This is a genomic window from Anaerolineales bacterium (assembly GCA_019637805.1).
Lineage (GTDB): Bacteria > Chloroflexota > Anaerolineae > Anaerolineales > UBA11579 > JAMCZK01.
Window position 1 is genome coordinate 396,770 of the sequence record JAHBVB010000001.1, and the last position, 22,176, is coordinate 418,945.

The window sequence follows — 22,176 nt, forward strand, 5'->3', positions numbered from 1 at the left end:
GCTCCTAAACCTCTGCCCGGTGCTCGTCGCCGCTGTGCAGTTCACGGCGGATGACGTCTGAAGGGATGAAACCCTCAGGGCGGTTGAGCATCATGACCACCAGCAACAAACCGTACATCAGCCAGCGGAACTCGGCGAATTCACGCAGCAGTTCCGGCAGGCCGACCAGCACCAGGGCGCCGACGATGGTGCCGGGGATGCTGCCCAGGCCGCCGACGATGATCAGGCTGAGGATGTTGATCGAAATCAGCAGGTTGAAGCTATGCGGGAAGATGGAGGTCAGCTTGGGCGAGAAGATGGCGCCCGCCAGGCCGGAGAAGCCCGCGCCGATGGCGAAGGCCAGCAGCTTGGTCTTGACCAGGTTGATGCCCATCGCCTCGGCCACGTCTTCGTCCTCACGCATGGCGATCCAGGTGCGGCCCACGCGGGATTCACGCAGGCGGTTGGAGATGAAGGCGGCCAGCAGCGCACCGCCCAGGATGACGTAGTAGAGCTGCTCCGGCGAGATCAAGGTGATGCCGGCGATGGAAGGCTTGGGGATCTGCAGGATGCCCTGCGCGCCGCCGATGAACGGCTTGAGCAAGTCGGAGAGGGCCAGGATGCGGATGATCTCTCCGAAGCCCAGGGTGACGATGGCCAGGTAGTCGCCGCGCATGCGCAGCACCGGGGTACCCAGCAACACGCCGGCAAACGCCGACACGGCCACGCAGATCGGCAGCGCAGCCCAGAAGGACATCTGCGCCACGCCCAGCGGGCCAGTGGAGGTGAGCACCGCCATGGTGTAAGCGCCAATGGCGAAGAAGGCCACATACCCCAGGTCGAGCAGGCCTGCCAGACCGACCACGATGTTGAGGCCCAAGCCCATCAGCAGGAAGATGCCCACATTGTTGGTGATCTCGGTCAGGTAGGAACCCAGCAACATGGGCAGGATCAGCAGGAAGATGGCCAGAGGAATCTGGCGCAGCATCTTCTGGCGCGGGTTCAGGTTTTGCTCGGCCTTGGGCTTGCTGCTAAGAGAAGCTCTGCCCCGGAAGTAGAACAGCGCCGCCGAAGCCGCGAAGATGATGATGGCCGGCACCACCTGCAAAGCGCTGGAGGTGAAAACCAACTGGGCCACAGACTGGCCGAAGAAGTTGCGGATGCGTTCAAACAGCAGCGGAGCCAGCAGGCCCACGCCCAAGGTGGTGATAATCGCAGAGAGCAGCGCCTGGCGGTACAGCCGGGGCACAAACTGCAGCAGGGCGCCAAAGACCGCAGTGGCTACAGAGACGCCGATCAGGATCAGGGCGCCTTCCGCCAAAGACTTGTCGAAGGTCAGCAGGCCCATCAGCTTGGGGGACAGATTGATGAGCACGGTGCGCAGCGGGAAGGTTTGGTTGGCCCAGACCAGCAAGGTCAGCATGGCGCCACTGACCGCGCCAATTGCGGCAGCCTTGGCGGTCACGATGCCAATGCCCTGGCTCTTGATCTTGCCCGCCAGCGAGAAGGCCAGCACGGCCGGCGGGGCGAAGAGCAGCAGCTGGCCCATGGTGAACAACCCGGCGAGGAAATAGCGTGTGCCGAAAAGCTCGACCATACCAATCGTGCTGGCGCTGACCGTGATGAGGCCGGCCACAAAGCCCTGCAGGAGGGCCTGTCTCCAACCAGAGGAAGTCACGTTGTCCATATTGATTTACCTCAGGCCTTCTTCTCAGCCAGGCGCTCGCCCATGATGCCTTGCGGGCGGAAGATCAGCACCAGCACCAGCATGGTGAAGGCGATCACGTCCTTGAGCTGGTTGAAGGCGGGAATGCCCAGACCCTGCAGGAACAGGCTGGGGCCGACCGACTCGAACAAGCCGAGCAGCAAGCCGCCCACTGCAGCGCCGGGAATGTTGCCGATGCCGCCCAAGACGGCGGCGGTGAAGGCCTTGATGCCGGGGATGAAGCCCATGAAGAAGTGCACCTGGCCGTAGACCAGCGCATACAACAAGCCGGCCAAACCGGCCATGGTGGCGCCGGTGGCGAAGGTCATGCTGATCGCCCGGTCGACATTGATGCCCATCAGGGCGGCCACGTCCTTATTCTCCGAAACAGAGCGGATGGCCATGCCGGCTCGCGTCTTGGTAATGAAGAAGTTCAGGGCCACCAGGGCCAGCACGGTCACCACCACGACCAGGACGTGGGTCTTGAGCACGGTGGTGTTGAGGAAGGGAATGCTGCCCTGCAAAGCCACGACGGTGGGGAAGGGACGCACCTGCGAGCCGAACAAGCCGCGGAAATAGTACTGCCAGAAGAACGAAGCGCCGATGGCCGTGATCAAGGGCATCAGGCGCGGGGCATGGCGCAGCGGGCGATAAGCGATCCGTTCGGTGAGCAGCGCAATACCCACCGAGACCAACATGGAGAGCAGGCCGATGGCCAGCAAACTGAGCAAGGGATGCTTATCCATAAAGCCCGAGGCGGCCAGAGGAATGGCCAGGGCGGAAGTGGCGGTAAAAATGCCCGACATAAAAAACTCGCCGTGGGCAAAGTTGATCATCTTGAGCACGCCGTACACCAGGGTGTAACCAATCGCGATCAGAGCATACATGCTGCCCTGGGCAATGCCGAAAATAATGAAGTCCAGCCAGTTGCGAGAGGTGTAGGGGTTGCTGAGCAAAGTCTTAAAAGTGCCCCAGGCAACCACCAGAATAATTGCGGCCCGCAGCAACCACAAAAACGCTGTAATCAAATCAAGATTCTTAAGCCGGTCTTTCATACAAAAGCTCCTGAGGAGGGCTTTAGATAGGCCCAGGGCAATTGCCCTGGGCCTATCCATTTTGCTAATCAGCCGTACGTATTAGTCAGGCTTAGGGCCAGACAGACACGTACTCGCCGTCCACGATCTCGTACACCGCGATCTTGGGATCAGCGCAGTCGCCGTATTCGTTGCAGGTCAACGAACCGGTGATGCCCTGGAAGCCAGAGGTGGCATACAAGCAGTCACGCATGGCCTGGCGATTGATCGTCAGGGAACCATCGGCACCCTCAACGGATACCTCTTCGATACAAGCAAACACCATGTTGGTGGCATCGAAAGCGTGGGCATGGAAGACGGAGATCGGAGCGGTACCGAAGTTGCTCTGGTAGGCCGCAGCGAACTGGTTGTACACGTCACCGGAGAAGGACAGATCCGGGCCGGAGAAGTACATGCCAGGGGCGGCGTCACCAATGGCTTCAGCGGAAGCGGCGGAGAAGCAGCCGTCAGCCGCGCCACGCACCGTGTTCTCCAGGCCGGCAACTTCCAGCGCCTGGGTGGCCAGGTGGGCGCACTCAGCGGTGAAGACCGGGAAGAACAGGAAGGCAGGCGCGCCACCTTCAGAAGCGGCGATGGAGGTCAACACCGGGCGCATGTCGGTGTCACCAACATTCACCGCGGTGAAGGCCACCACACTGCCACCCAGAGCCTCGAAGGACTCGCGGAAGGCGTTGGCCAGACCCTCAGTGTAGGGGTCGCCGTCATGGATGGCGGCCGCAGTGCTCAGACCCAGCACGCTGTAAGCGTACTCAGCCATGGCAGCACCCTGCACCTTGTCGTTGTGGGCAGTGCGCAGGTAACCGGGCTTCCAAGCCTGGGCGGGGTCGGTCAGGGACGGAGCGGTGTTGGACGGGGAAACCATCACATAACCGGCGTCAGAAACGACCTGAGCCATGGGCACACCAGAGCCGGAGCAGCTGGTGCCAATCACAGCCACAATGCTGGGGTCAGAAACGATCTTCTGACCAGCGGCCTGGCCGCCTTCAGCGGAACAGCCGTCATCTTCAGCCTGCAGCTCGATGGCATGACCCTTGATCTCGCCCTTGAACTCAATGGCGATTTCCACACCATGCTGGGAATCCAGACCCAGGTCGGTGTTGGGGCCAGAGATCACCAGAGCGGACGCAATGCGGATGGGGTCGCCAGCGGCAACCACCACATCGCCCTCAGCAGCCGGGGCATCAGCGCCACCACTGGCAGCCGGAGCGCCGCAGGCAGCCAGCAACAGGCTGGTGACCACGAGCAGGGCCAAAATCGAAAATGCTTTTTTAGACATTCTTACTCCTCCAAAATACGTTCAGGTTAAGGTTTCTTCCTAGGAAGGAAAGGGTTGGCTGAATTGTCCTAAGCATCCACCTCCTCTCAGGTTTCCTTGCACTAGAGGCCAAGCCTCTTGGGATTGCTTCTTGTTTCAAGGAATTTTTTGCGCATAGCGCGGGTGTTAATGGCCCATTGTACATATGTAGCCAAATCCGGTCAAGGAAACCGAGCGCTAGGGCGACTACTTTGTGGCCGTCGTGGTAAAATAGAACATCCACTCGAATTAGGCAGTGTGCTGGAAAGCAGTCCTCTGGTTCCCCAGCCAGCAAGCATTCAAATATTATAGAATCGGTTGGGCCTGGCCCAACTTTTACGCGTGAAACCCTTGCGGAGGTCCCTGCGTGGCAACTGAGCAACCCCGTTCTTATCAAGCAGAGAATATTCAAGTCCTTGAAGGCTTGGAAGCGGTCCGCCGCCGCCCCGGCATGTATGTGGGCGGCACGGATATCAAAGCCCTGCACCACCTGATCTACGAGGTGGTAGACAACTCCATCGACGAAGCCCTGGCAGGCGCCTGTGACCGCATTGAGGTCACCATTCACAAAGACAGCAGCGTCAGCGTACAAGACAACGGCCGCGGCATCCCGGTGGATGAGCACCCCAGCGTAAAGAAGTCTGCGCTGGAGGTGGTGATGACCATCCTGCACGCCGGCGGCAAATTTGACGGCGGCAGCTACAAGGTCTCCGGCGGCCTGCACGGCGTGGGCGTTTCAGCTGTCAACGCCCTCTCGGAGTGGTGCGAGGTGGAAGTGGCGCGTGACGGCCAGGTCTACGGCCAGAACTACAAGCGCGGCATCCCACAAGGCCCGGTGAAAGCCCTGCGCAAGATGGCCAAGGGTCAAGGCACCGGCACGCGTACCACCTTCAAATACGACAAAGAGATTTTCAAAGAAGAGATCGATTTCCGCTTCGAAACACTGCTGCAGCGCTTCCGCGAAATGGCCTTTGTGACCCGCGGCGTGACGATCAAGCTGCTGGACGAGCGCGATGAGCGCGAAATGACCTTCTATTTTGAGGGCGGCATCACCTCCTTCGTGCGCTACCTGAACCGCAACCGTGTGGCGCTGCATCCCATTTTCCATCGCGAAGAGGAGTTGGAAAGCACTGCGGTGGACGTGGCGGTTCAGTTCACCGACGCCTTCTCCGAATCGGTGCTGGCTTTCGCCAACACGATCAACACCCTGGACGGCGGCACGCACTTGACCGGCCTGCGCTCGGCCCTGACGCGCACCATCAACGACTATGCCCGCAAAGCCGGCTTGCTCAAAGACTCTGACCCCAACTTCACCGGCGACGACACTCGCGAAGGCCTGACCGCCATCGTCAGCGTCAAAGTACCTGACCCGCAGTTTGAAAGCCAGACCAAGGTCAAGCTGATGAACCCTGAAGTGCAAACTTATGTACAGCAGGTGGTCAACGAGCACTTCGCCGTCTTCCTGGAAGAGAACCCGGCCGCCGGCCGCGCCATTGTGGCCAAGTGCCTGACCTCGGCCCGGGCGCGTGACGCGGCCCGCAAGGCACGCGACCTGGTGATCCGTAAGTCGGCACTGGAAAGCCTGACCCTGCCCGGCAAGCTGGCCGACTGCTCCGACCGCAATGCCGAACGCAGCGAGCTGTACATCGTCGAGGGTGACTCGGCCGGCGGTTCGGCCAAACAAGGGCGCGACCGCCACTTCCAGGCCATTTTGCCGCTGCGCGGCAAGATCCTCAACACCGAGCGCGCCCGGCTGGACAAGATCCTCTCCAACAATGAGGTCAAGGCGCTCATCTCGGCGCTGGGCACCGGCATTGGCGACAACTTCGACATCAGCGGCCTGCGCTACAAGCACATCATCATCATGACCGACGCTGACGTGGACGGCAGCCATATTCGCACGCTACTGCTGACCTTCTTCTTCCGCTATATGCCGGAGTTGATCGAGGGCGGCTTCCTGTACATCGCCCAACCGCCGCTGTACAGCGTGACCAAGGGCAAAACGGTGCAATGGGCCTTTTCGGACCGCGAGCGTGACGAAGTCGTCAAGCAGCTCGGCAAGAGTGACAAGCTCAACATCCAGCGCTACAAGGGCTTGGGTGAAATGAACCCGGACCAGTTGTGGGAGACCACCATGGACCCCGACCGCCGGGTGTTGCTGCAAGTGAACATCGAAGACGCCGCCGAAGCGGACCGCACCTTTGACATGCTGATGGGCGACTCGGTGCCCCCGCGGCGCAAGTTCATCCAAACGCACGCCAAAGAAGTGCAGAACCTTGATGTTTAGTGGATAGCGATCAGTTGCTAGCTGTTAGCAAACCAACGCATTCTCAAAAAACGCCGCGTATGCGGCGTTTTTTGATAGAGTCTCTGTGAGAGTCCAGCGATGATTCTGCCCAAGAAACGTGACCCCAGGTTCATCACTGTGCGCCGCGGCGGCACCCTGCAAGATGCCGATCATCAGCTGCTAGCGATATGGGCAGCGGCTTGCGCCGAGCATGTGTTGCATCTCTTCGAGGAAATTCAGCCCCATGACGAACGCCCCCGGCAGGCGATTCAGTTGGCGCGGGCCTGGGCGAGCAGTGAAGCCACGATGACCCAAGCGCGCACAGCGGCAGGCCATGCCAACGCGGCCGCCCGAGACCTGAGTGGGGCCGCCCGTTTCGCAGCTTATGCCGCAGCTCAGGCCGCCGCGGTGGCCCATGTGGCAGCGCACGAGCTGGGTGCGGCCGCCTATGCGATTAAGGCCGCCCGCGCCGCGGCGCCAGACGGCCAGGCTGCAGAAGCCGGCCGCCTGGAATGCGAGTGGCAGCGCGCCCAACTCCCCAGCCCCATCCTGGAACTGGTGTTGGACGATCAGAAATTGCGCAACCCGATCTGCTGGTTCGTATTCGACTGCTGACAAATCAGCACACCTCGTATAATCCCACCCATGACTGCTCTGCTCCTGGACGGCAAGGCCCTGGCCACTGAACTCCGCGGCGTCCTGGCGCAGCGTGTGGCTGCCCGCGCCGCGGCCAGCAAGCCCGCGCCTGGCCTGGCCACCGTACTGGTCGGCGAGGACCCTGCCTCGCAGGTCTACGTGCGTGGCAAGCACAAAGCCTGCCGCGAAGTGGGCATCACCCCCATTGGCTATGAGCTACCAGCCAGCATGTCACAAGACGAGCTGCTGGCCCTGATCGCTGAGCTGAACGGGCGTGCCGATGTGCACGGCATTCTGGTGCAGTTGCCGCTGCCCGCCCACCTGGACGCCGCGGCGGTGCAAAGCGCCGTGGCCCTGGAAAAAGATGTAGACTGCCTGCACCCAGCCAACCTGGGCTTGCTCGCCCAGCGCGACCGCCAGCCGCGCTTCACCCCCTGCACCCCGGCCGGCATCCTGCGGCTGATCGAAAAATCCGGCCTGGACTTGAGCGGCGCCAACGCGGTCGTGCTGGGGCGCTCCAACATCGTCGGCATGCCGGTGGCGCTGCTGCTGACCCGGGCCAATGCCACCGTGACCATCGCCCATTCGCACACGCGTGACCTGCCTACCCTGTGCCGCAGCGCAGACCTGCTGGTGGCGGCCGTGGGCCGCCCGCAGCTGGTGCGCGGCGACTGGGTGCGGGAAGGCGCAGTAGTGATTGACGTGGGAGTCAACCAAATTCAAGACCCGGCTGCCCGCCGCGGCCGGCGGCTGGTGGGCGACGTGGCTTTCGATGAAATCGTGGAGAAGGCGGCGGCGATCACGCCCGTGCCGGGCGGGGTCGGGCCGATGACGATCGCCATGCTGTTGGAAAATACGCTGAAGGCCGCCGAGCTGGCGGCCGCTTAAACGTGGCCAGCTGCCACGCAGCTATCCTGTTTTCTTCCGTTTCCTGGGTTTCTTGATCATCCCATCGTCTTGCATCTCATTGATGGTGAGATGGAGATGGTCTTCTGGCGTCGAAGCGCGCAGAGCCGCCCGGGCAATCGCGGTTGTGGCAATTGGGCCGGTCAGGAAGAACAGCACAACCAGCACAATCATGCGTGCCAGGTATTCGGGATAGTAGACGGCTGCCGCCAGAATCAAGCAGCTAATGCCCAAAGTGCCCGCCTTGCTGAAAGCGTGCATGCGCATAAAGACATCGGGGAAACGCAGCACACCGTAGCTGCTGATCAGCATGATCAGCACGCCGATGGTGGCCAAAATGATCGTGATCGCTTCCAGGGTGGTCATGGCTGGCTCATTTCTCGTCAGATTCTTCCAAATAGCGGGCCAGCAGCATGGTGCCCAGAAAGCCCAGCACCGCCGCCACCAAAGCAATGTCCAAAAGCATCGGGGCCTGGTGGCGAATGGCGATCAGGGCGACCATGCCAACCGCATGCAGGGTGATCAGGTCGAAGGCCACGGTGCGATTGGGCACGTCCGGCCCGCGCTTGAGGCGAATGAAACCCAGGGCGAGCGAGACGGTCAGGACCCCCAACAGGAGGTCGATCAGAAAGTCGAAGGAGATCATTCCCATCCCCCGCGCGTGACCAAGGCCAGGCGGCGCTCAAAGGTTTCTTTGATCTCCTTACGAAAGGCTTCAGGGTCCTCTACAAAAAAACCGTGAATGTAGACCACATCGCGGCCCTGGTCATCATGGCGCATGTCAATGCTGACTGTACCCGGGGTCAGCGTAATGATCGTGACCAGAACAATGATCTCAAAGTTGCTGTCGAGCGTAAGCGGCACAGCCACAATCCCAGGCTTGAATTCCAATTCTGGATGCAAGATCCACCAGGTGAGTTTGGCATTGCTGAGCACGATCTCCCAGGCCACAAAAAGCAGGAACGAGATCAAATAGCCGATGCGGCGGCCGTAGCCGCGCTCATAAATCGACAGAGCCAGGGCGCCGACGGCAAAGCCAATGAACAAGTCCTCCGCACCGTAGATGGGCAGGAAGATGTACCAAAACACAGCCAGGCAGGCATTGACCAGCAGCAAGGCAATGATTTGCAGGTTCTCTTGCTTCTTCGGCATCGGCGCTCCGTCCACGGCCGGCGGCTAGTGGCTCTGCTCCCCGATTGGCAAGATCTGGTCAGTGGGTGCCACGGCCCGAATATAGCCCTGACGGTCAAGGACTTGCCTGGCGGCCACGCTAGACCATTCGAAGAATGGCCCGCTGAAGACGCCGATCGCCAAGCTGGCCGTCACCAAGAGAGCGATGGGCGCCACGGTCAAGCGCAGGTTAGGGCGGCGCAGCGGCGCGACCACATCTTCTTGCGGGCCGGCAAAGCCTTTCTGCCACAGGCGGATCATGCTCATCAGCGTCAACAGGCTGACCAACAGGCTGATCCCGGCGATCCACCACTGCTGTGCATCCAGGGCGATCTGCAGCAGGCCCAGCTTGCTGATAAACCCGCTGGATGGCGGGATGCCGGCCAGCGAAAAAGCGGCCACGAAGAAGACTCCCGCCAGCACCGGTGAACGCTTGACCAACCCGCCCAGGTAACCTTTTTCCAAACGGCCGGTGCCCATGGTCAGCTCGGCGGCGCCGCCCGCCATCAGCAGGGCGGTCTTCACGATCATATGATGCACAATGTAAAAGATGCCGGCAGCCATGCCAAAGCCGGCCGCCAGTTGGTTGCCAGACAGCGCCAGGCCCAAGCCCATCACCATGTAGCCCACCTGGCTGATGACATGGAAACTGAGCACGCGACGGATGGTCTTGACCGCCATGGCCCCGAAGACGCCCACCAGCATGGTCAGGGCGGCGATGGTCAGGATCAAAGGCTGCCATTCGACCAGTAGATCTGGGAAGAGCAGCGGATAGATGCGGAACAGGGCGTAAATGCCGACCTTGGTCAGCAAGCCGCCGAAAATGGCCGTCACCGCCGGGTGCGGGGTGTGATAGCTGGCCGGCAGCCAGAAAAAGAGAGGGAAGATGCCGGCTTTGCTGCCATAAGCCACCAGCAGCATGCCCGCAATCACGATCCGCAGCCAATCCGGGGCAGCGTCCATCCGTTCGGCCAGATGGGCCAGGTTAAGCGTGCCCAGGGTGCCATAGACCACACCCGTGGTGGCCAGGAACACAGTGGACGCCAGCAGGTTGAGCAGCACGTAACGCAGGCCGCCGTTCACCTGGGCCGGGCGGCCGCCCAGGCTGAGCAGCACGAAGCTGGCCATCAGCAACACTTCGAAAAATACATAAAGATTGAAAAGATCGCCGGCGACAAAGGCGCCATTAACACCCATCAGCAGGAAAAGCAGCAGGGGGTAAAAGTTCAGCCCCTGGCGCTCGTCCAGGGTGCCTGAAGCAAAGACAACCAGGCACAGCATCAGCAGGCCGGTCAGCGTCAGCATGATGGCGCTGAAGGCGTCGGCCACCAAAGTGATGCCAAACGGCGCCGGCCACAAACCCACCTGCAGCACAATCCGCTGGTCTCCGCCGGCCGTCAGCCAGAGCAGGAAGAGCGCGACCAGCAAGTTGCCGGCTGCGGCCAAAATGGCCACATTGCGCTGAATACGGGTTTGTTTGGGCGTCACCCGGGTGGAAACCAGCAGCGAAACGGCCGCAGCCATCAGCGGCAGGACCACTGGAGCCGCCAGCCAATTAGCATTGACGTTCATTTACGGCTCTCCCGGGCCTGCTGTTCCTGACGGCGCAGCAAGACCACATCTTCCAACCACTCGTAGTCTTCCTCAACGGCATCCAGTTCGGCGCGCGGCTCCAGGGCGAAGGGGTCGTCTACGCGGTCGGTGCAGTTCTCACCGGACATGTCGAGGGTGTGGCGGCGATGCAGCAGCGCAATGATGAAGGCGGCAATGCCGAAGCTGATCACGATAGCGGTCAGGATCAGCGCTTGAGGCAGTGGGTCAACAAACTGGCTGATATCGCCATCAAAGGCCGCCTTGTCCAGCAAAACCGGCGGTTGGCCGCGGTCGCTAACACTGGTGCCGAAAATCAGCATATTGACGGCATGCGTGAAGAGGCCCAGACCAAGGACCATCCGGATGGGGCTGCGCTGCAGCAGCAGGTAGGTGGCGGTGCCCATCAGCACTGCCACCAAAACGGCAAAGACCAGGGCGATCATCGGCGGCTTCCTCGCGCGGGACGGCTCAGTTCCAATAGATAGGAGGTCACAAAAGCGCTGACCACCAAAAAGACGCCGATATCAAACAAGGTCGGCGAGCCGATCTCTAACACGGCGCCGCCCGGGAGGGGAATCTTCCACCAGACGCCCAGCAAAAAGGCCCCTTCAGGCAGGCTGAGTATCGCCGAGAAGATGGCAATCACCAGGCCAACGCCCATGGCCGGCTGCAAATAGGTGCCGATCAGCTTGCGCACAAAATCATCGCCGCGCGCCAGAATTTGCATCAGGAAAGCGGTCGCCACCACCAACCCGGCGGCAAAGCCGCCGCCCGGTTCGTTGTGACCAACGATCAGGAAAACGACCGCCAGCAGGAAGAGCACCGGGGTCAGGATGCGGTCCAGCAGGGCCAGGTAGCGTTCAGGCATTCTTGTCTCCACGCCGGCTGCGCGCCTTGGGCGGGGTTGGTTGGCTGGGGTCCTGCACCGGGCGCAGGCGCGAGGCGCGCAGCAGAGCGTAGCCGCCCAAGGCCGCCACCACCATCACGCTGATCTCGCCCAGCGTATCCATGGCGCGAAAGTCGACCAGAATGACGTTGACGATATTGCCGCCATGGGCGGCGAGCACATTCAAAGAGAAATAGTCACTGATCGTGGCAAAGAAGGGGCGCTGCGCCGCCAACAAGGCCATGCCAAAGCCCCAGCCAGCCACGAGCAAGCTGATCAGCAAATGGCGCAACGAGATCCGCTTGGGGATGGGCTGCACTTCCTGGGGTGGAATGCGGAAAAAGACCAGCACCAAAAGCACCAGGGTTAGCACTTCGATCAAGAATTGGGTCAAGGCCAGATCGGGCGCGGAAAAGAAGACATAGATCAACATAACTGAGGCGCCAACCATGCCCAGGCTGATGATGGCGCTGAGGCGACTTTGGATGCGCACCGTGATCAGGGCCGCCACCACAGCCAAAGCGGCCAAAACCACTTCATAGAACGTGGGCCTGGCGGCCCAATTGATGCCCAGTTCCGCCAGCAAGGTCCCGCTGGACAGCCCCGCGTACAGCAGAAAACCCGTGGCGGCCAGCAAAATGACACTGACCTGTGTGGGCAGTGTGGCGCCTTGCACGCTGCGCGTGCTCCAGTCCGCCACGGTATACAAGCCATTCACCAGACCATCGAAGATGCCAGTGCCGTTCAGCTTCTTGGGCGCCTGTGCAAAAGCCGCCCGCACCGGCTGGCGCAGCCAGAAGACCAGCAGGCCCAGCGCGATCGCCAGCAGGCTGGTCAGGAAGACTGGCGTCCAGCCGTGCCACAGAGACAGATGCAGCGTAACCGGCGCGCCGAGCACGGCGCTGGCCGGGGCGGCAAATAAGCCCTGCTCCACGATGCCCAGCATGAAGGGGATCGCCGTGCCCACCCCGGCCAGGAGCAGCACCGGCAGCACGAACAGCGCCGAGGGCGGATGCTGCACCGCAGCCTGCTTTTGCGGCGCGGCGCGGCGGAAGAACGGCTCCCAGATCAGCACCAGGCTGTAAGCCACGAACAAGGCCCCTGCCAGGGCCGAGGCAATCAGGCCGACCAGGCCCAGCGGGTCACCGCTTTCCATCCAGTAAAAGAAGACTTCCAGCAGGGTCTCTTTGGCCAGGAAGCCGAAGGTGGGGGCTATGCCGGCCATCGACAGACCGGCCAGCAACACACCGGCCGCCAGCAGGGGCATGGCCTTGGCCAAGCCCGCCAGGTGGCGAATGTCCCGGGTGCCGGTGGCGTGGTCAATAATGCCCGCAATAAGGAAGAGTGGCCCTTTGTACAAGGCGTGGGCCAAAATGCCCAGCACCAGCGCCACGGCCGCGGTTTGGCTGTTGAAGGCTAAGAGCATCACCAGCACGCCCAGCTGGCTGACCGTGGCATAGGCCAAAATGGCTTTCAGGTCTACCTGGCGCAGAGCGATCAGCGCCCCCATCAGCATGGTTATCCCGCCCACCACCAGCAAGGTCCAGAACCACAGCGGGCTCTCCGCAAAGGCGGGGTGCAGGCGGGCCAGCAGGTACACGCCAGCCTTGACCATGGTGGCTGAGTGCAGATAGGCGCTGGCCGGTGTGGGGGCGGACATGGCCCCCGGTAGCCAGAAGTGGAAGGGGAACTGGGCCGATTTGGTCAATGCCCCCAGCAAGATCAAGATCAGCATCGGCGCAAACAAGGCATGGCTGGTGAAGGTGGCCGGCGGCAGGGCCAGCAGGGCGCTGATAGTGTAGCTGCCGCCGATCTGCCCCAGGAGCACGAAACCGCCCAGCATGGCCAAGGCGCCCATGCCGGTGACGATCAGCGCCCGCCGGGCGCCTTCCAAGGCCTTCTGGTCGGAAAGCTTGAAAGAGATCAGTAGATAGCTGGTGATGCTGGTACCTTCCCAGAAAACGAACAGGGCCAGCAAGTTGTCCGCCCACACCAGGCCGAGCATGCTGGTCATGAACAGGAAGAGCAGCGCGTAGAAATACCCGAGGGTGGTTTTCTTTTCGAAATAGTAGCCGGCGTATACAGCAATCGCCGCGCCGATCCCGGCCACGATCAACCCAAAGAACAGGCTCAGCCCGTCCAGGCGCAGGTCCAGGGCCAGCCCAAAAGCCTCAGACCAGACATAATGCTCGCGGATCACCGCGCCCTGACCCACCGGCCCCAGCTGGGTCAGCAGCCAGGCCGTCACCACCAAAGGCGGCAGGGCGGCCAGCCAGCCCGCGTGGCGCCAGCGCTGCGGCTTGAGCAGCCACAGAGTGGGGGCCGAGACGGCCAGGAGGGCGAGCAGGGTGATCAACATAGTCTAATTGTATGTATCCATGTGGCCGATGCCGCCGCAAACATAAGACGACAATCCTGGATTCAGATGGCTCAAAGGCCAGCCAGCTTACGAAATAGCTGAAGCGGAAAAACAAAACCGCCCGGCGATACTCGGCGAACGTGCCCACTCAGCACAGTACGTCAGTACAACGTCGCGGCGATATCGCCAAAATTGTCAAGCCATAATCACCTGAAAACCTGAACGCCAGGCTGTTTGTTCACAATTTCTCAAGCGAGCCAGTATAGTAACAAGCTCTATAATTATTGTCAACAAACTCTTCAAAATTCGGCGTCCTGCCGGCGTAGCCGCGTTGCGCAGCCACGCAGCTGTCGAAGTAATCTGTTAGTTTTAACCATTGCGCGCCTCGAGAGAAATCGCTTGAATTTCCACCCCAAAACGCCAATCCCTCCAGGAAAGCGGCTATCCTTTAAACCCTTCGGGATGCTGGCTTTGTCAAGGTCACTCCCCCTGTTGCAGTGATAATAATTAATACTTCTACTCCCGCCCGCTGGAAAGTTGCCGCCAATTGTCTTATGATTACTGCCTTATGAGCACTCTGCTTGTCCGCAATGCCCACCTGATTGCCACCTTCGACGACCAGCGCCGCGAACTGCGCGACGCGGGGATCTTCGTGCGTGACGGCTTCATTGAACAGATCGGCCCCAGCGCCGAGCTGCCCCAAAGCGCCGACGAGGTGCTGGACCTGCGCGGCCACATCGTGCTGCCTGGGCTGGTTAACACCCACCATCACTTCTTCCAAAGCCTGACCCGGGCAGTGCCCGCCGCGCAGAACGTCAACCTGTTCAACTGGCTGACCACGCTCTACCCGATCTGGGCGGGCATCACCCCCGAAGACATCCGCACCTCCACCCAAACCGCTCTGGCCGAGCTGGCGCTCTCCGGCTGCACCACCGCCTCGGACCACCTGTACATGTTTCCCAACGGCGCCCGGCTGGACGACGAGATCGAAGCCGCCCTACAGATCGGCCTGCGCCTGCAAGCCTCGCGCGGCTCGATGACCGTGGGCCAAAGCCAGGGCGGCTTGCCGCCCGACCGCGTAGTGGAAAGCGACGCCAACGCCCTGGCCGAAAGCCAGCGCCTGGTGGAGACCTATCACGACCCCAACCCGGGCGCCATGACCCAGTTGGTGCTGGCGCCCTGCTCGCCTTTCAACGTCTCCGCCGACGTGATGCGCGAAACAGCCAAGATGGCCCGCCACTACAAAGTGCAGATGCACACCCACCTGGCCGAAACCCAGGACGAGGAAGAGTACACCCAGGCCCACTACGGCATGCGCCCAGTGGCCTGGATGGAAACCTTGGGCTGGCTGGGTGATGACGTCTGGTACGCCCATTCGGTGCACGTCAACGACGCCGAGATCGCCCAGTACGCCCAGATGGGCTGCGGTGTGGCCCACTGCCCCTCCTCCAACATGCGCCTGGCCTCCGGCATCCCGCCGATCCTCAAGATGCTCAACGCCGGCGTCAAAGTCGGCTTGGGGGTGGACGGATCAGCCAGCAACGACTCCGGCCACCTGCTGGCTGAGGCGCGCCAGGCCATGCTGCTGGCCCGCCTGGACGCCGGCCAACGCGGCGCCTCGCTCTCCGGCGAGGACGCCCCGCCGCTGATGCAGGCCCGCCAGGTGCTGGAGCTGGCCACCCGCGGCGGGGCCGCCGTGCTCGGCCGAAGCGACATCGGTTCGCTTGAAGTGGGCAAATGCGCCGACTTCTTCGCCGTGAACCTGGAGCAGATCGGCTTCGCCGGCGGCCTGCACGACCCGCTGGCCGCCCTGGTCTTCTGCGCCCCGGCCCGGGCCGACTACACCGTGGTGGGCGGCAAGTTCGTGGTCAAAGAAGGCCAGCTGCTCACGCTGGACCTGCCCATGCTGGTCGAAAAGCACAACCAGGCCGCCCAACGCCTGGCGGAGGCCGCCTGACGGCCTTGCCGCTGGAGGCGCTCGCCATTACACTGAGGCCGCGCAGGTCTGCGCCCATCCCACCCCCACTCAAAAATTCGAGGTTTCATGAAGTTCGCATTCATCCCAGAGAGCAGTGTCGCTATTTGCCAGACCCAGGCGGGTTGCCTTGGCTAAGCGCTTCGCGGTGGTCGCCGTGGGCGGCAACGCCCTGATCAAAGACAATGCGCGCCAAAGCAGCGCCGACCAGTACACCGCAGCCAGCGAGACCATGGGCTACGTGGCGGAGATGATCGCGGCCGGCTGGGATGTGGTCGTGACCCACGGCAATGGCCCGCAAGTGGGCTTTGCCCTGCGCCGCTCTGAACTGGCCGCGGGCGAACTGCCGCCCGTGCCGCTGGACGTGTGCGGCGCGGACACACAGGGCTCGATCGGCTACATGTTCCAGCAGTCACTGCACAACGCCTTCCAGCAGCGCGGCATGCATAAGGACGCCGTGGCCCTGGTGACCCAGTGCCAGGTAGACCGGGATGACCCGGCCTTCGCCAACCCCACCAAGCCGATCGGTTCCTTTATGGATGAAAGCACCGCCCTGGCACGCCAGGCGGAAGGCAAGCATGTGATCGAAGATGCCGGCCGCGGCTGGCGTGAGGTGGTGGCCTCGCCGCAGCCGCAACGCATTGTGGAAGCGCCGGCCATCAAACAGCTGCTGGAAAACGGCCTGACGGTGGTCGCCGTGGGCGGCGGCGGCATCCCAGTGGTGGCAGATGACCAGGGCCAGCTGCAGGGCATTGCAGCCGTGATCGACAAGGATTTCGCCTCCAGCCTGCTGGCGCGTGAGATCGGCGCTGAGCTACTGCTGATCTCCACCGCCGTGGAAAAAGTGGCGATCCACTTCAACACACCGCAGCAAAAGGACCTGGACCGCATCAGCGTGGCCGAAGCGGAGCAGTATATAGAAGAAGGCCACTTCGCCAAGGGCAGTATGCTGCCCAAAGTGCAGGCGGTCATCCGCTTTTTGAAGGGCGGTGGCCAACAAGCGCTGATCACCGACCCGGCCAACATCCGCCAGGCTTTGGCCGGGGAAACCGGCACTTGGATCGTGCCGTAGGCGGCGCGAACACGGCGAATGCGGTTTAATGTCGGCGAGGGATCGTGAGCAAAGCACCTGTGTTTTCGATTGTGGCGCCCGTGTGGAACGAGGCTGCCAGCCTGCCGGAGTTTATTAGCCGCGTCAGCGAAGTGATGCAGGCCCAGGGCGAAAGCTGGGAACTGCTGCTGGTGGACGACGGCTCGACGGATGGTTCGGCGGACCTTATCACCCAAGCAGCCAAAAAAGACAGCCGCATTCGCCCAGTGCTGTTTGCCCGCAACTTCGGCCACCAGATCGCGGTGACCGCCGGCATGGACTACGCCCGCGGCGAGGCAGTAGTGCTGATCGACGCCGACCTGCAGGACCCGCCGGAAATCATTCCGGAACTGATCGCCAAATGGCGCCAAGGTTACGAAGTGGTGTATGCCCAGCGCCGCCGCCGTGAAGGCGAAAGCTTCTTCAAGCGCTTCACCGCCTCATTCTTCTACAGACTGATCAATCGCATCACCGCCATCGAAATCCCGCTGGATACCGGCGACTTCCGCCTGATGGACCGGCGGGTGGTGGATGTGCTCAACCAGATGCGCGAGCACCACCGCTTCCTGCGCGGCATGTCTGCCTGGGTCGGCTTCCGCCAGGTAGGGGTGCCTTACGACCGGGCGGCGCGCTTTGCCGGCCAGACGCATTACACCCTGGGCCGCATGATCCGCCTGGCGCTGACCGCCATCACTGGTTTCTCTTTCTTTCCACTGCAAGTGGCCACCTACCTGGGTTTTGTGACCGCCCTGCTGGCCATCCTGGCCATCCCGGTGGTGATCGCCGTGCGCCTGATGGGCAGCGCGGCCTTCTTCGGCCAGGCCACTACGCTGATCGCCGTACTGTTCTTCGGCGGCGTGCAGCTCATCTCGCTCGGCATCCTGGGCGAATACATCGGCCGCCTGTACGACGAGGTACGCGGCCGGCCGCTGTACATCGTGCGCCAGGGGCCGGACGATGCGGCTGCCAAACGCCCGACGGCGGCCAAGCCCCGCAAGAAAAACTAGCCACAACCCGAAGCCAGTACAATACACAGGCTCGCCTATCGGGCTTGTCTTATGTCCTCATTGCCGCAACCCAACGACCTGGTGCTGGTGGCGCTGTTGCCCCAGCCGCGTGATCTGGAGATCGCGCGCCTGCTGGGCTGGTACCGCATCCCGCTGCGCACCGCCCCGCGCGTGATCGCCGTGGACTGGCTGGCCTTTTACCAGCCGGCCAGCTTCCCGAAAGAGCAGCGCTGGCAGGTGCAGCATTGCGCCCAGGTGCAGGGCCATGAGCTGGTTACACGTGAACAGCTTTTCAAAGACGAAAGCGGCGGCCCCAAAGCAGGCCATGAATACTTCAAGATCGCCCTGGGACCGCTGCAAAGCCTGCCGCAGCCCATTCCCTCCGGGAAATGGAAGCGGCTGACCTTCCTGTACACCACAGGTGAACGCCTGCTGGCCGCCGAGGACCTGGGCCAGCTGGGCGTGCACGATGAAGAACGCCAGGTGCTCTTTCAGGCTTTGCGAGAGCGCGCCAAGCAGGAACAGCAGTATTCCACAGTGCGTCGCCCCGAATTTCCGCTTGACCCCGATCTGCTGGCCTACATCAGTTTGCAGGCTGGCGGCGCCGCCTATTTCAGGGAAGTTGAGCCCTGATGCTGCTTTTCACGCCCATTCTGATCCTGTTCCTGACCCTGGTCGCGCTGGGCCTGGGCAATCTGCAACGCGGCTTCCGCTCCAACTGGCTGCTGGTGTTGGGCGGGGCGGCGCTGGCCTGGCTTAGCCTGCTGTTTCTGCGTCTGCGGCTGCCGCTCGAAGTCAGCCTGCCTGCCTGGTGGGCCGGACGCAGCCTGGAGTTCCAAGCGCGGTTCGGCCTGGACAATGTCTCCTGGACCCTGGCCTTCCTGGTCACCAGCCTGCTGGTGACCGTCTTGCTGCTGCAAGTGGAGCACGCCATGCAAGCCCGCTGGAGCAGTTGGGCGCCCACGTTGGCGGCCGCCGTGGCTACCCTGCTGGCCTGTGTCAGCGGGGATGTTTTAACCCTGTTCCTGGCCTGGATCGTTCTGGATGTCGTCATTTTCGGCAGCCTGATGCTGCTGGCCAACGGGCCAGAAGAACGCCTGCAGCAGCTGGCGCGCATGCCCCAGCACCTTGCCGCGGCCGGTTTGCTGCTGGCCGCCTGGCTGCTGTCCTTTTATGGGGCTGCAGTACAAAGCCTGTTGGTGCTGCTGGCCGGCGGCTTGCGCCTGGGGTTGTGGCAGCCAGCGGTGGTCACCAAACCCCTGCCCGGCCTGCGCACAGAACAACAGACCCTGCTGTTCCATACGCCGCTGGCGGCAGGGCTGTCCGCCTTTGGCCTAGCACAGGGCGCTGCGCCGCCGCTGTTCCTGCTGCTGATCCTGCTGCCCAGCCTTTACGCCGCGCTGCAGTGGCTGCGCGGGGAGCAGCCGCAGTGGGCTTACTGGCAGCTGGCTGCCGGCGGGCTGGCCGCAGCCAGCGCAGCCCTGGGACAAGTGCAAGCCCTGCTGGCTTTTGCGGGCCTGCTCTTCCTGGGACCAGCTGTGCTGACCGCGGTACGCTCGGCAGGGCAGCTGCGCCTGCCGCTAGCGGTTGGCGGCGCCTTATTGCTTTGCGGCCTGCCCCTGACCGGCAGCCAGGGCGTGCTGGCGCTATTTGCGGGCGGCCAATTTTTCGGTTATGTCTTTTTACCGCTGCACGCCGCCCTGGTGGCCGGCTGGTTCTTGTTTGCCCTGCTGCGCGGCTCAGCCAGCGAGCCCAGCGAACCCTGGATGGTCGCCATCCAACGCGCCGGGCTAACCCTGCCGGCGATCGTGCTGATGGGCTTCGGCCCGGGACTGCTGCCGGGGCTGCAGGACGAAGCGGCGGCCTGGTGGCCGGCCGCTTTGGTGGCCGCCCTGGCCGCCGTCCTGGCGCTGCTGCGCCGGCAGATCACCTGGCGGCCTTCTGCCCAGGTACGCAGCCGCTATAAGCTGCTGGGCATGGCGCTGGGGCTGAACTGGGTAAGCGCCTTGGGCCGCCTGGCGCAGCGCGGCCTGGCCGGGCTGCTGGCCCTGACGGCCAGCCTGCTAGAAGGCCGCGCCGGAGTGTTGTGGGCGTTGGTGGTGCTCACTCTACTGGTCTCGCTGATCAGCAACCTGGGGATTGGCAGCTGATGAACGCATTTGTGCTGGGCTTCTCCCTGGCTTTGCTGGCCATCGTTTGTCTGGCGCAGTTGCTGACGCCTGACTGGCGCTGGCGCCTGGGCTACTTGAGCGCGATCTATTTGCTGGCTTTCGTGCTGATCACGGCTTCCTGGCCGCTGGAACTTGCCGCAGTCAAACTGGTGAGCGGCTGGATGGCGACGGCAGTGCTGGGCTTGACCCAGCTGAACAAGCCCGAAAGCGAAGAGAGCGATGCCGACGATTTTCCGCAAAGCCCGTTGTTCCTCAGCATGGCGGCCGGCCTGGTGATCGTGCTGGCCAGCGGCGCGGCGCCGGCCATGGTGGCCTGGGCGCGCCAGTTCGACGCCGGCGTGGTTTGGGGCGGCCTGTTCCTGATCGGCACGGGGCTGCTGCATGTAGGGCTGAGCAGCAATGTGTTCAATAACGGGCTGGGCTTGCTGATCCTGCTGGCGGGCTTCGAGGTGGTTTATGCCGGGGTGGAAACCTCGATCCTGGTGGCAGGCCTGCTGGCCTTGCTGACATTGGGCATCTCGCTGGTCAGCGCCTTCTTGATGCAGGCCGGCAGCGGGGAGCGGGTTTGATGAGTTCGCCGCTGCTGTGGATCCTAAGCCCTGCGCTGCTGGGCGTGGGCCTGTTGTTTTACCGCGGCAAATACCAGTGGCTGCCCACACTGATCGCCGGGATTGCCTGCCTGCTGTTGGCTTGGATCGCCTGGCAACTGCCTATCGGCGTGGTCATGCGCCTGGGCACGCTCAACCTGGAGATCTCGCCATCCTTGGTGGTGCTGGGGCGCAGCTTCACGCTGGGCAGCGCACATACGCCTTTATTGACTTTGCTCTACCTGTTCCAGGCCTTATGGCTCTTTGGCGGTTATCTGGCGCGCCCCGGGGCTCTGTTCACGCCGCTGACCTTGATCGGCCTGGCTTTGCTGGTGGCCGCCCTGGCGGTGCAGCCCTTCCTGTACGCGGCCTTGCTGATCTGCATGGCCGCTTTGCTGCTGATCCCTGCGCTGCTGCGGGAGAAAGCCAGGCCTGGGCTGGGCCTGCAGCGCTATTTGCAATTCCAGGTCTTTGCGGTGCCCTTCATCCTGTTCACCGGCTGGATCCTTTCCGGCGTGGAGGCCAACCCAAGCAACACCATGCTGGTGCTGCGCGCCAGCATGCTGCTGGCCCTGGGGTTCGGCTTCCTGCTGGCCCTATTCCCTTTCCATAGCTGGATACCTCTGCTGGGCGGAGAAAGCCATCCCTACGTCTTTGGGTATACCGTGTTCTTCCTACCGGCGACGGGGATGATCTTTGCGCTGAGCTTCTTTGACCGCTACGCCTGGCTGCGCGAAGCCAACTTCAGCGCGCCGCTGCTGCTGGCCGGCGGGCTGATGGCGCTGCTGGGTGGGCTGTGGGCTGCCCACGAACGCCAGCTGGGCCGAATGTTTGGCTATGCGGCGGTGCTGCTGAGCGGCTACTGCGTGCAGGCCATCGGCCTGGGCGGCGCAGCCGGTGTACAAGCACTCTTCGCCCTGCTGATCGGTCAGGGGCTGGCGGTTTGGGCCTGGGCGACGGCGCTCAGCCGGCTGCCGCAGCAGGAAGCTACCACACCAGAAGGGCTGACCGCGCAGGCGCCCAGCCAACCCCTGACCATTACAGTGCTGCTGGTGGCCCTGGCCAGCCTGGCGGGACTGCCCCTGCTGGGCGTCTTTCACGGCCGCTTGGCGGTTTTGGACGAGACGGTGGTGCAAGCGCCCTGGGCAGCCTTGGCGGCCCTGGCGGGCAGCCTGGGCCTGCTGGCGGCAGGCTACCGTCTGCTGGCTGCAACCCTGGCCGCCCAGGGGCAGCGGGCCAAAGGCTGGGTGGAAGAAGCCCAGCCAGCAGACAACAGCAAGTCCAGCGACCTGCAACATATCTATATCTGGGGGTTCGCCGCTTTTAGCGCAATCCTACTGTTTGGCAGCGGCCTGTTCCCCCAGCTGTTTTTGGGTGCGGTACCTGAGTTGGCGGCGCTGTTCAGCCAGCTGATGCGCTAAGGCATCTCTCATCCCC

General features: G+C 62.7%; 20 protein-coding genes. 10 read left to right on the top strand and 10 right to left on the bottom strand.

Annotation, left to right across the window (positions count from 1 at the left end; all coding sequences use genetic code 11):
- Nucleotides 1-4 precede the first annotated feature (4 nt).
- From KF885_01845 to KF885_01855, 3 genes are all read right to left on the bottom strand, one after another.
- The gene (locus tag KF885_01845; protein MBX3047898.1) at nt 5-1,666 is read right to left on the bottom strand and encodes a hypothetical protein; all 1,662 of its coding nucleotides are present in this window, start codon (nt 1,664-1,666) and stop codon (nt 5-7) included.
- A gap of 11 nt (nt 1,667-1,677) precedes the next feature.
- Nucleotides 1,678-2,712, bottom strand: coding sequence for a branched-chain amino acid ABC transporter permease (locus KF885_01850; protein ID MBX3047899.1), 1,035 nt, complete (start codon nt 2,710-2,712; stop codon nt 1,678-1,680).
- Between the two features lie 118 nt (nt 2,713-2,830).
- Complete coding sequence (locus KF885_01855) at nt 2,831-4,054, bottom strand: branched-chain amino acid ABC transporter substrate-binding protein (GenBank protein MBX3047900.1); 1,224 nt, start codon at nt 4,052-4,054, stop codon at nt 2,831-2,833.
- Between the two features lie 385 nt (nt 4,055-4,439).
- On the opposite strand from KF885_01855, the gene gyrB reads away from it, so the two are divergent.
- The 3 genes from gyrB to folD all read left to right on the top strand — a co-directional run bounded on the left by gyrB (nt 4,440) and on the right by folD (nt 7,883).
- Nucleotides 4,440-6,359, top strand: a complete 1,920-nt coding sequence (gene gyrB / locus KF885_01860) for a DNA topoisomerase (ATP-hydrolyzing) subunit B (GenBank protein ID MBX3047901.1) — start codon at nt 4,440-4,442, stop codon at nt 6,357-6,359.
- Between the two features lie 99 nt (nt 6,360-6,458).
- Nucleotides 6,459-6,974: a hypothetical protein gene (locus KF885_01865; GenBank protein ID MBX3047902.1), complete on the top strand. Its 516-nt coding sequence runs from the start codon at nt 6,459-6,461 to the stop codon at nt 6,972-6,974.
- Between the two features lie 30 nt (nt 6,975-7,004).
- Nucleotides 7,005-7,883 carry a bifunctional methylenetetrahydrofolate dehydrogenase/methenyltetrahydrofolate cyclohydrolase FolD gene (gene folD, locus KF885_01870; GenBank protein ID MBX3047903.1) on the top strand — a complete coding sequence of 293 codons (879 nt, stop codon included), beginning with the start codon at nt 7,005-7,007 and terminating at the stop codon, nt 7,881-7,883.
- A 21-nt stretch (nt 7,884-7,904) separates the two neighbouring features.
- Here the strand turns inward: folD and mnhG are convergent, their stop codons facing one another.
- Genes mnhG through KF885_01905 form a run of 7 tightly spaced genes read right to left on the bottom strand, consistent with a single transcriptional unit; the run spans nt 7,905 to nt 13,909 of the window.
- Complete coding sequence (mnhG, locus tag KF885_01875; protein MBX3047904.1) at nt 7,905-8,267, bottom strand: monovalent cation/H(+) antiporter subunit G; 363 nt, start codon at nt 8,265-8,267, stop codon at nt 7,905-7,907.
- Between the two features lie 7 nt (nt 8,268-8,274).
- Nucleotides 8,275-8,547, bottom strand: a complete 273-nt coding sequence (locus KF885_01880; protein ID MBX3047905.1) for a hypothetical protein — start codon at nt 8,545-8,547, stop codon at nt 8,275-8,277.
- The gene (locus KF885_01885) at nt 8,544-9,053 is read right to left on the bottom strand and encodes a Na+/H+ antiporter subunit E (protein ID MBX3047906.1); all 510 of its coding nucleotides are present in this window, start codon (nt 9,051-9,053) and stop codon (nt 8,544-8,546) included. Before KF885_01885 ends, KF885_01880 begins: the two co-directional genes overlap by 4 nt.
- A gap of 24 nt (nt 9,054-9,077) precedes the next feature.
- Entirely contained in the window at nt 9,078-10,643 is a 1,566-nt protein-coding gene (locus KF885_01890; protein ID MBX3047907.1) for a Na+/H+ antiporter subunit D, read from the bottom strand.
- Nucleotides 10,640-11,107, bottom strand: coding sequence for an NADH-quinone oxidoreductase subunit K (locus KF885_01895; GenBank protein MBX3047908.1), 468 nt, complete (start codon nt 11,105-11,107; stop codon nt 10,640-10,642). The genes KF885_01890 and KF885_01895 overlap by 4 nt, the downstream gene beginning before the upstream one ends.
- Nucleotides 11,104-11,532, bottom strand: coding sequence for an MnhB domain-containing protein (locus tag KF885_01900; GenBank protein ID MBX3047909.1), 429 nt, complete (start codon nt 11,530-11,532; stop codon nt 11,104-11,106). Before KF885_01900 ends, KF885_01895 begins: the two co-directional genes overlap by 4 nt.
- The gene (locus KF885_01905) at nt 11,525-13,909 is read right to left on the bottom strand and encodes a DUF4040 domain-containing protein (GenBank protein ID MBX3047910.1); all 2,385 of its coding nucleotides are present in this window, start codon (nt 13,907-13,909) and stop codon (nt 11,525-11,527) included. Before KF885_01905 ends, KF885_01900 begins: the two co-directional genes overlap by 8 nt.
- 568 nt (nt 13,910-14,477) lie before the next feature.
- Here KF885_01905 and KF885_01910 point away from each other — a divergent pair.
- The 7 genes from KF885_01910 (at nt 14,478) to KF885_01940 (ending at nt 22,160) form a co-directional block, all read left to right on the top strand.
- Nucleotides 14,478-15,866, top strand: coding sequence for an 8-oxoguanine deaminase (locus tag KF885_01910; GenBank protein ID MBX3047911.1), 1,389 nt, complete (start codon nt 14,478-14,480; stop codon nt 15,864-15,866).
- Nucleotides 15,867-16,014: 148 nt separating this feature from the next.
- Nucleotides 16,015-16,956, top strand: a complete 942-nt coding sequence (arcC, locus tag KF885_01915) for a carbamate kinase (protein ID MBX3047912.1) — start codon at nt 16,015-16,017, stop codon at nt 16,954-16,956.
- 44 nt (nt 16,957-17,000) lie between these two features.
- Nucleotides 17,001-17,981, top strand: coding sequence for a glycosyltransferase family 2 protein (locus KF885_01920; protein ID MBX3047913.1), 981 nt, complete (start codon nt 17,001-17,003; stop codon nt 17,979-17,981).
- A gap of 51 nt (nt 17,982-18,032) precedes the next feature.
- Nucleotides 18,033-18,614, top strand: a complete 582-nt coding sequence (locus tag KF885_01925; protein ID MBX3047914.1) for a hypothetical protein — start codon at nt 18,033-18,035, stop codon at nt 18,612-18,614.
- The gene (locus KF885_01930; GenBank protein MBX3047915.1) at nt 18,614-20,131 is read left to right on the top strand and encodes a hypothetical protein; all 1,518 of its coding nucleotides are present in this window, start codon (nt 18,614-18,616) and stop codon (nt 20,129-20,131) included. The genes KF885_01925 and KF885_01930 overlap by 1 nt, the downstream gene beginning before the upstream one ends.
- Nucleotides 20,131-20,721, top strand: a complete 591-nt coding sequence (locus tag KF885_01935; GenBank protein MBX3047916.1) for a hypothetical protein — start codon at nt 20,131-20,133, stop codon at nt 20,719-20,721. Before KF885_01930 ends, KF885_01935 begins: the two co-directional genes overlap by 1 nt.
- A complete protein-coding gene (locus KF885_01940; protein ID MBX3047917.1) occupies nt 20,721-22,160 on the top strand; it encodes a hypothetical protein in 1,440 nt (479 codons plus the stop codon). The genes KF885_01935 and KF885_01940 overlap by 1 nt, the downstream gene beginning before the upstream one ends.
- Nucleotides 22,161-22,176 lie beyond the last annotated feature (16 nt).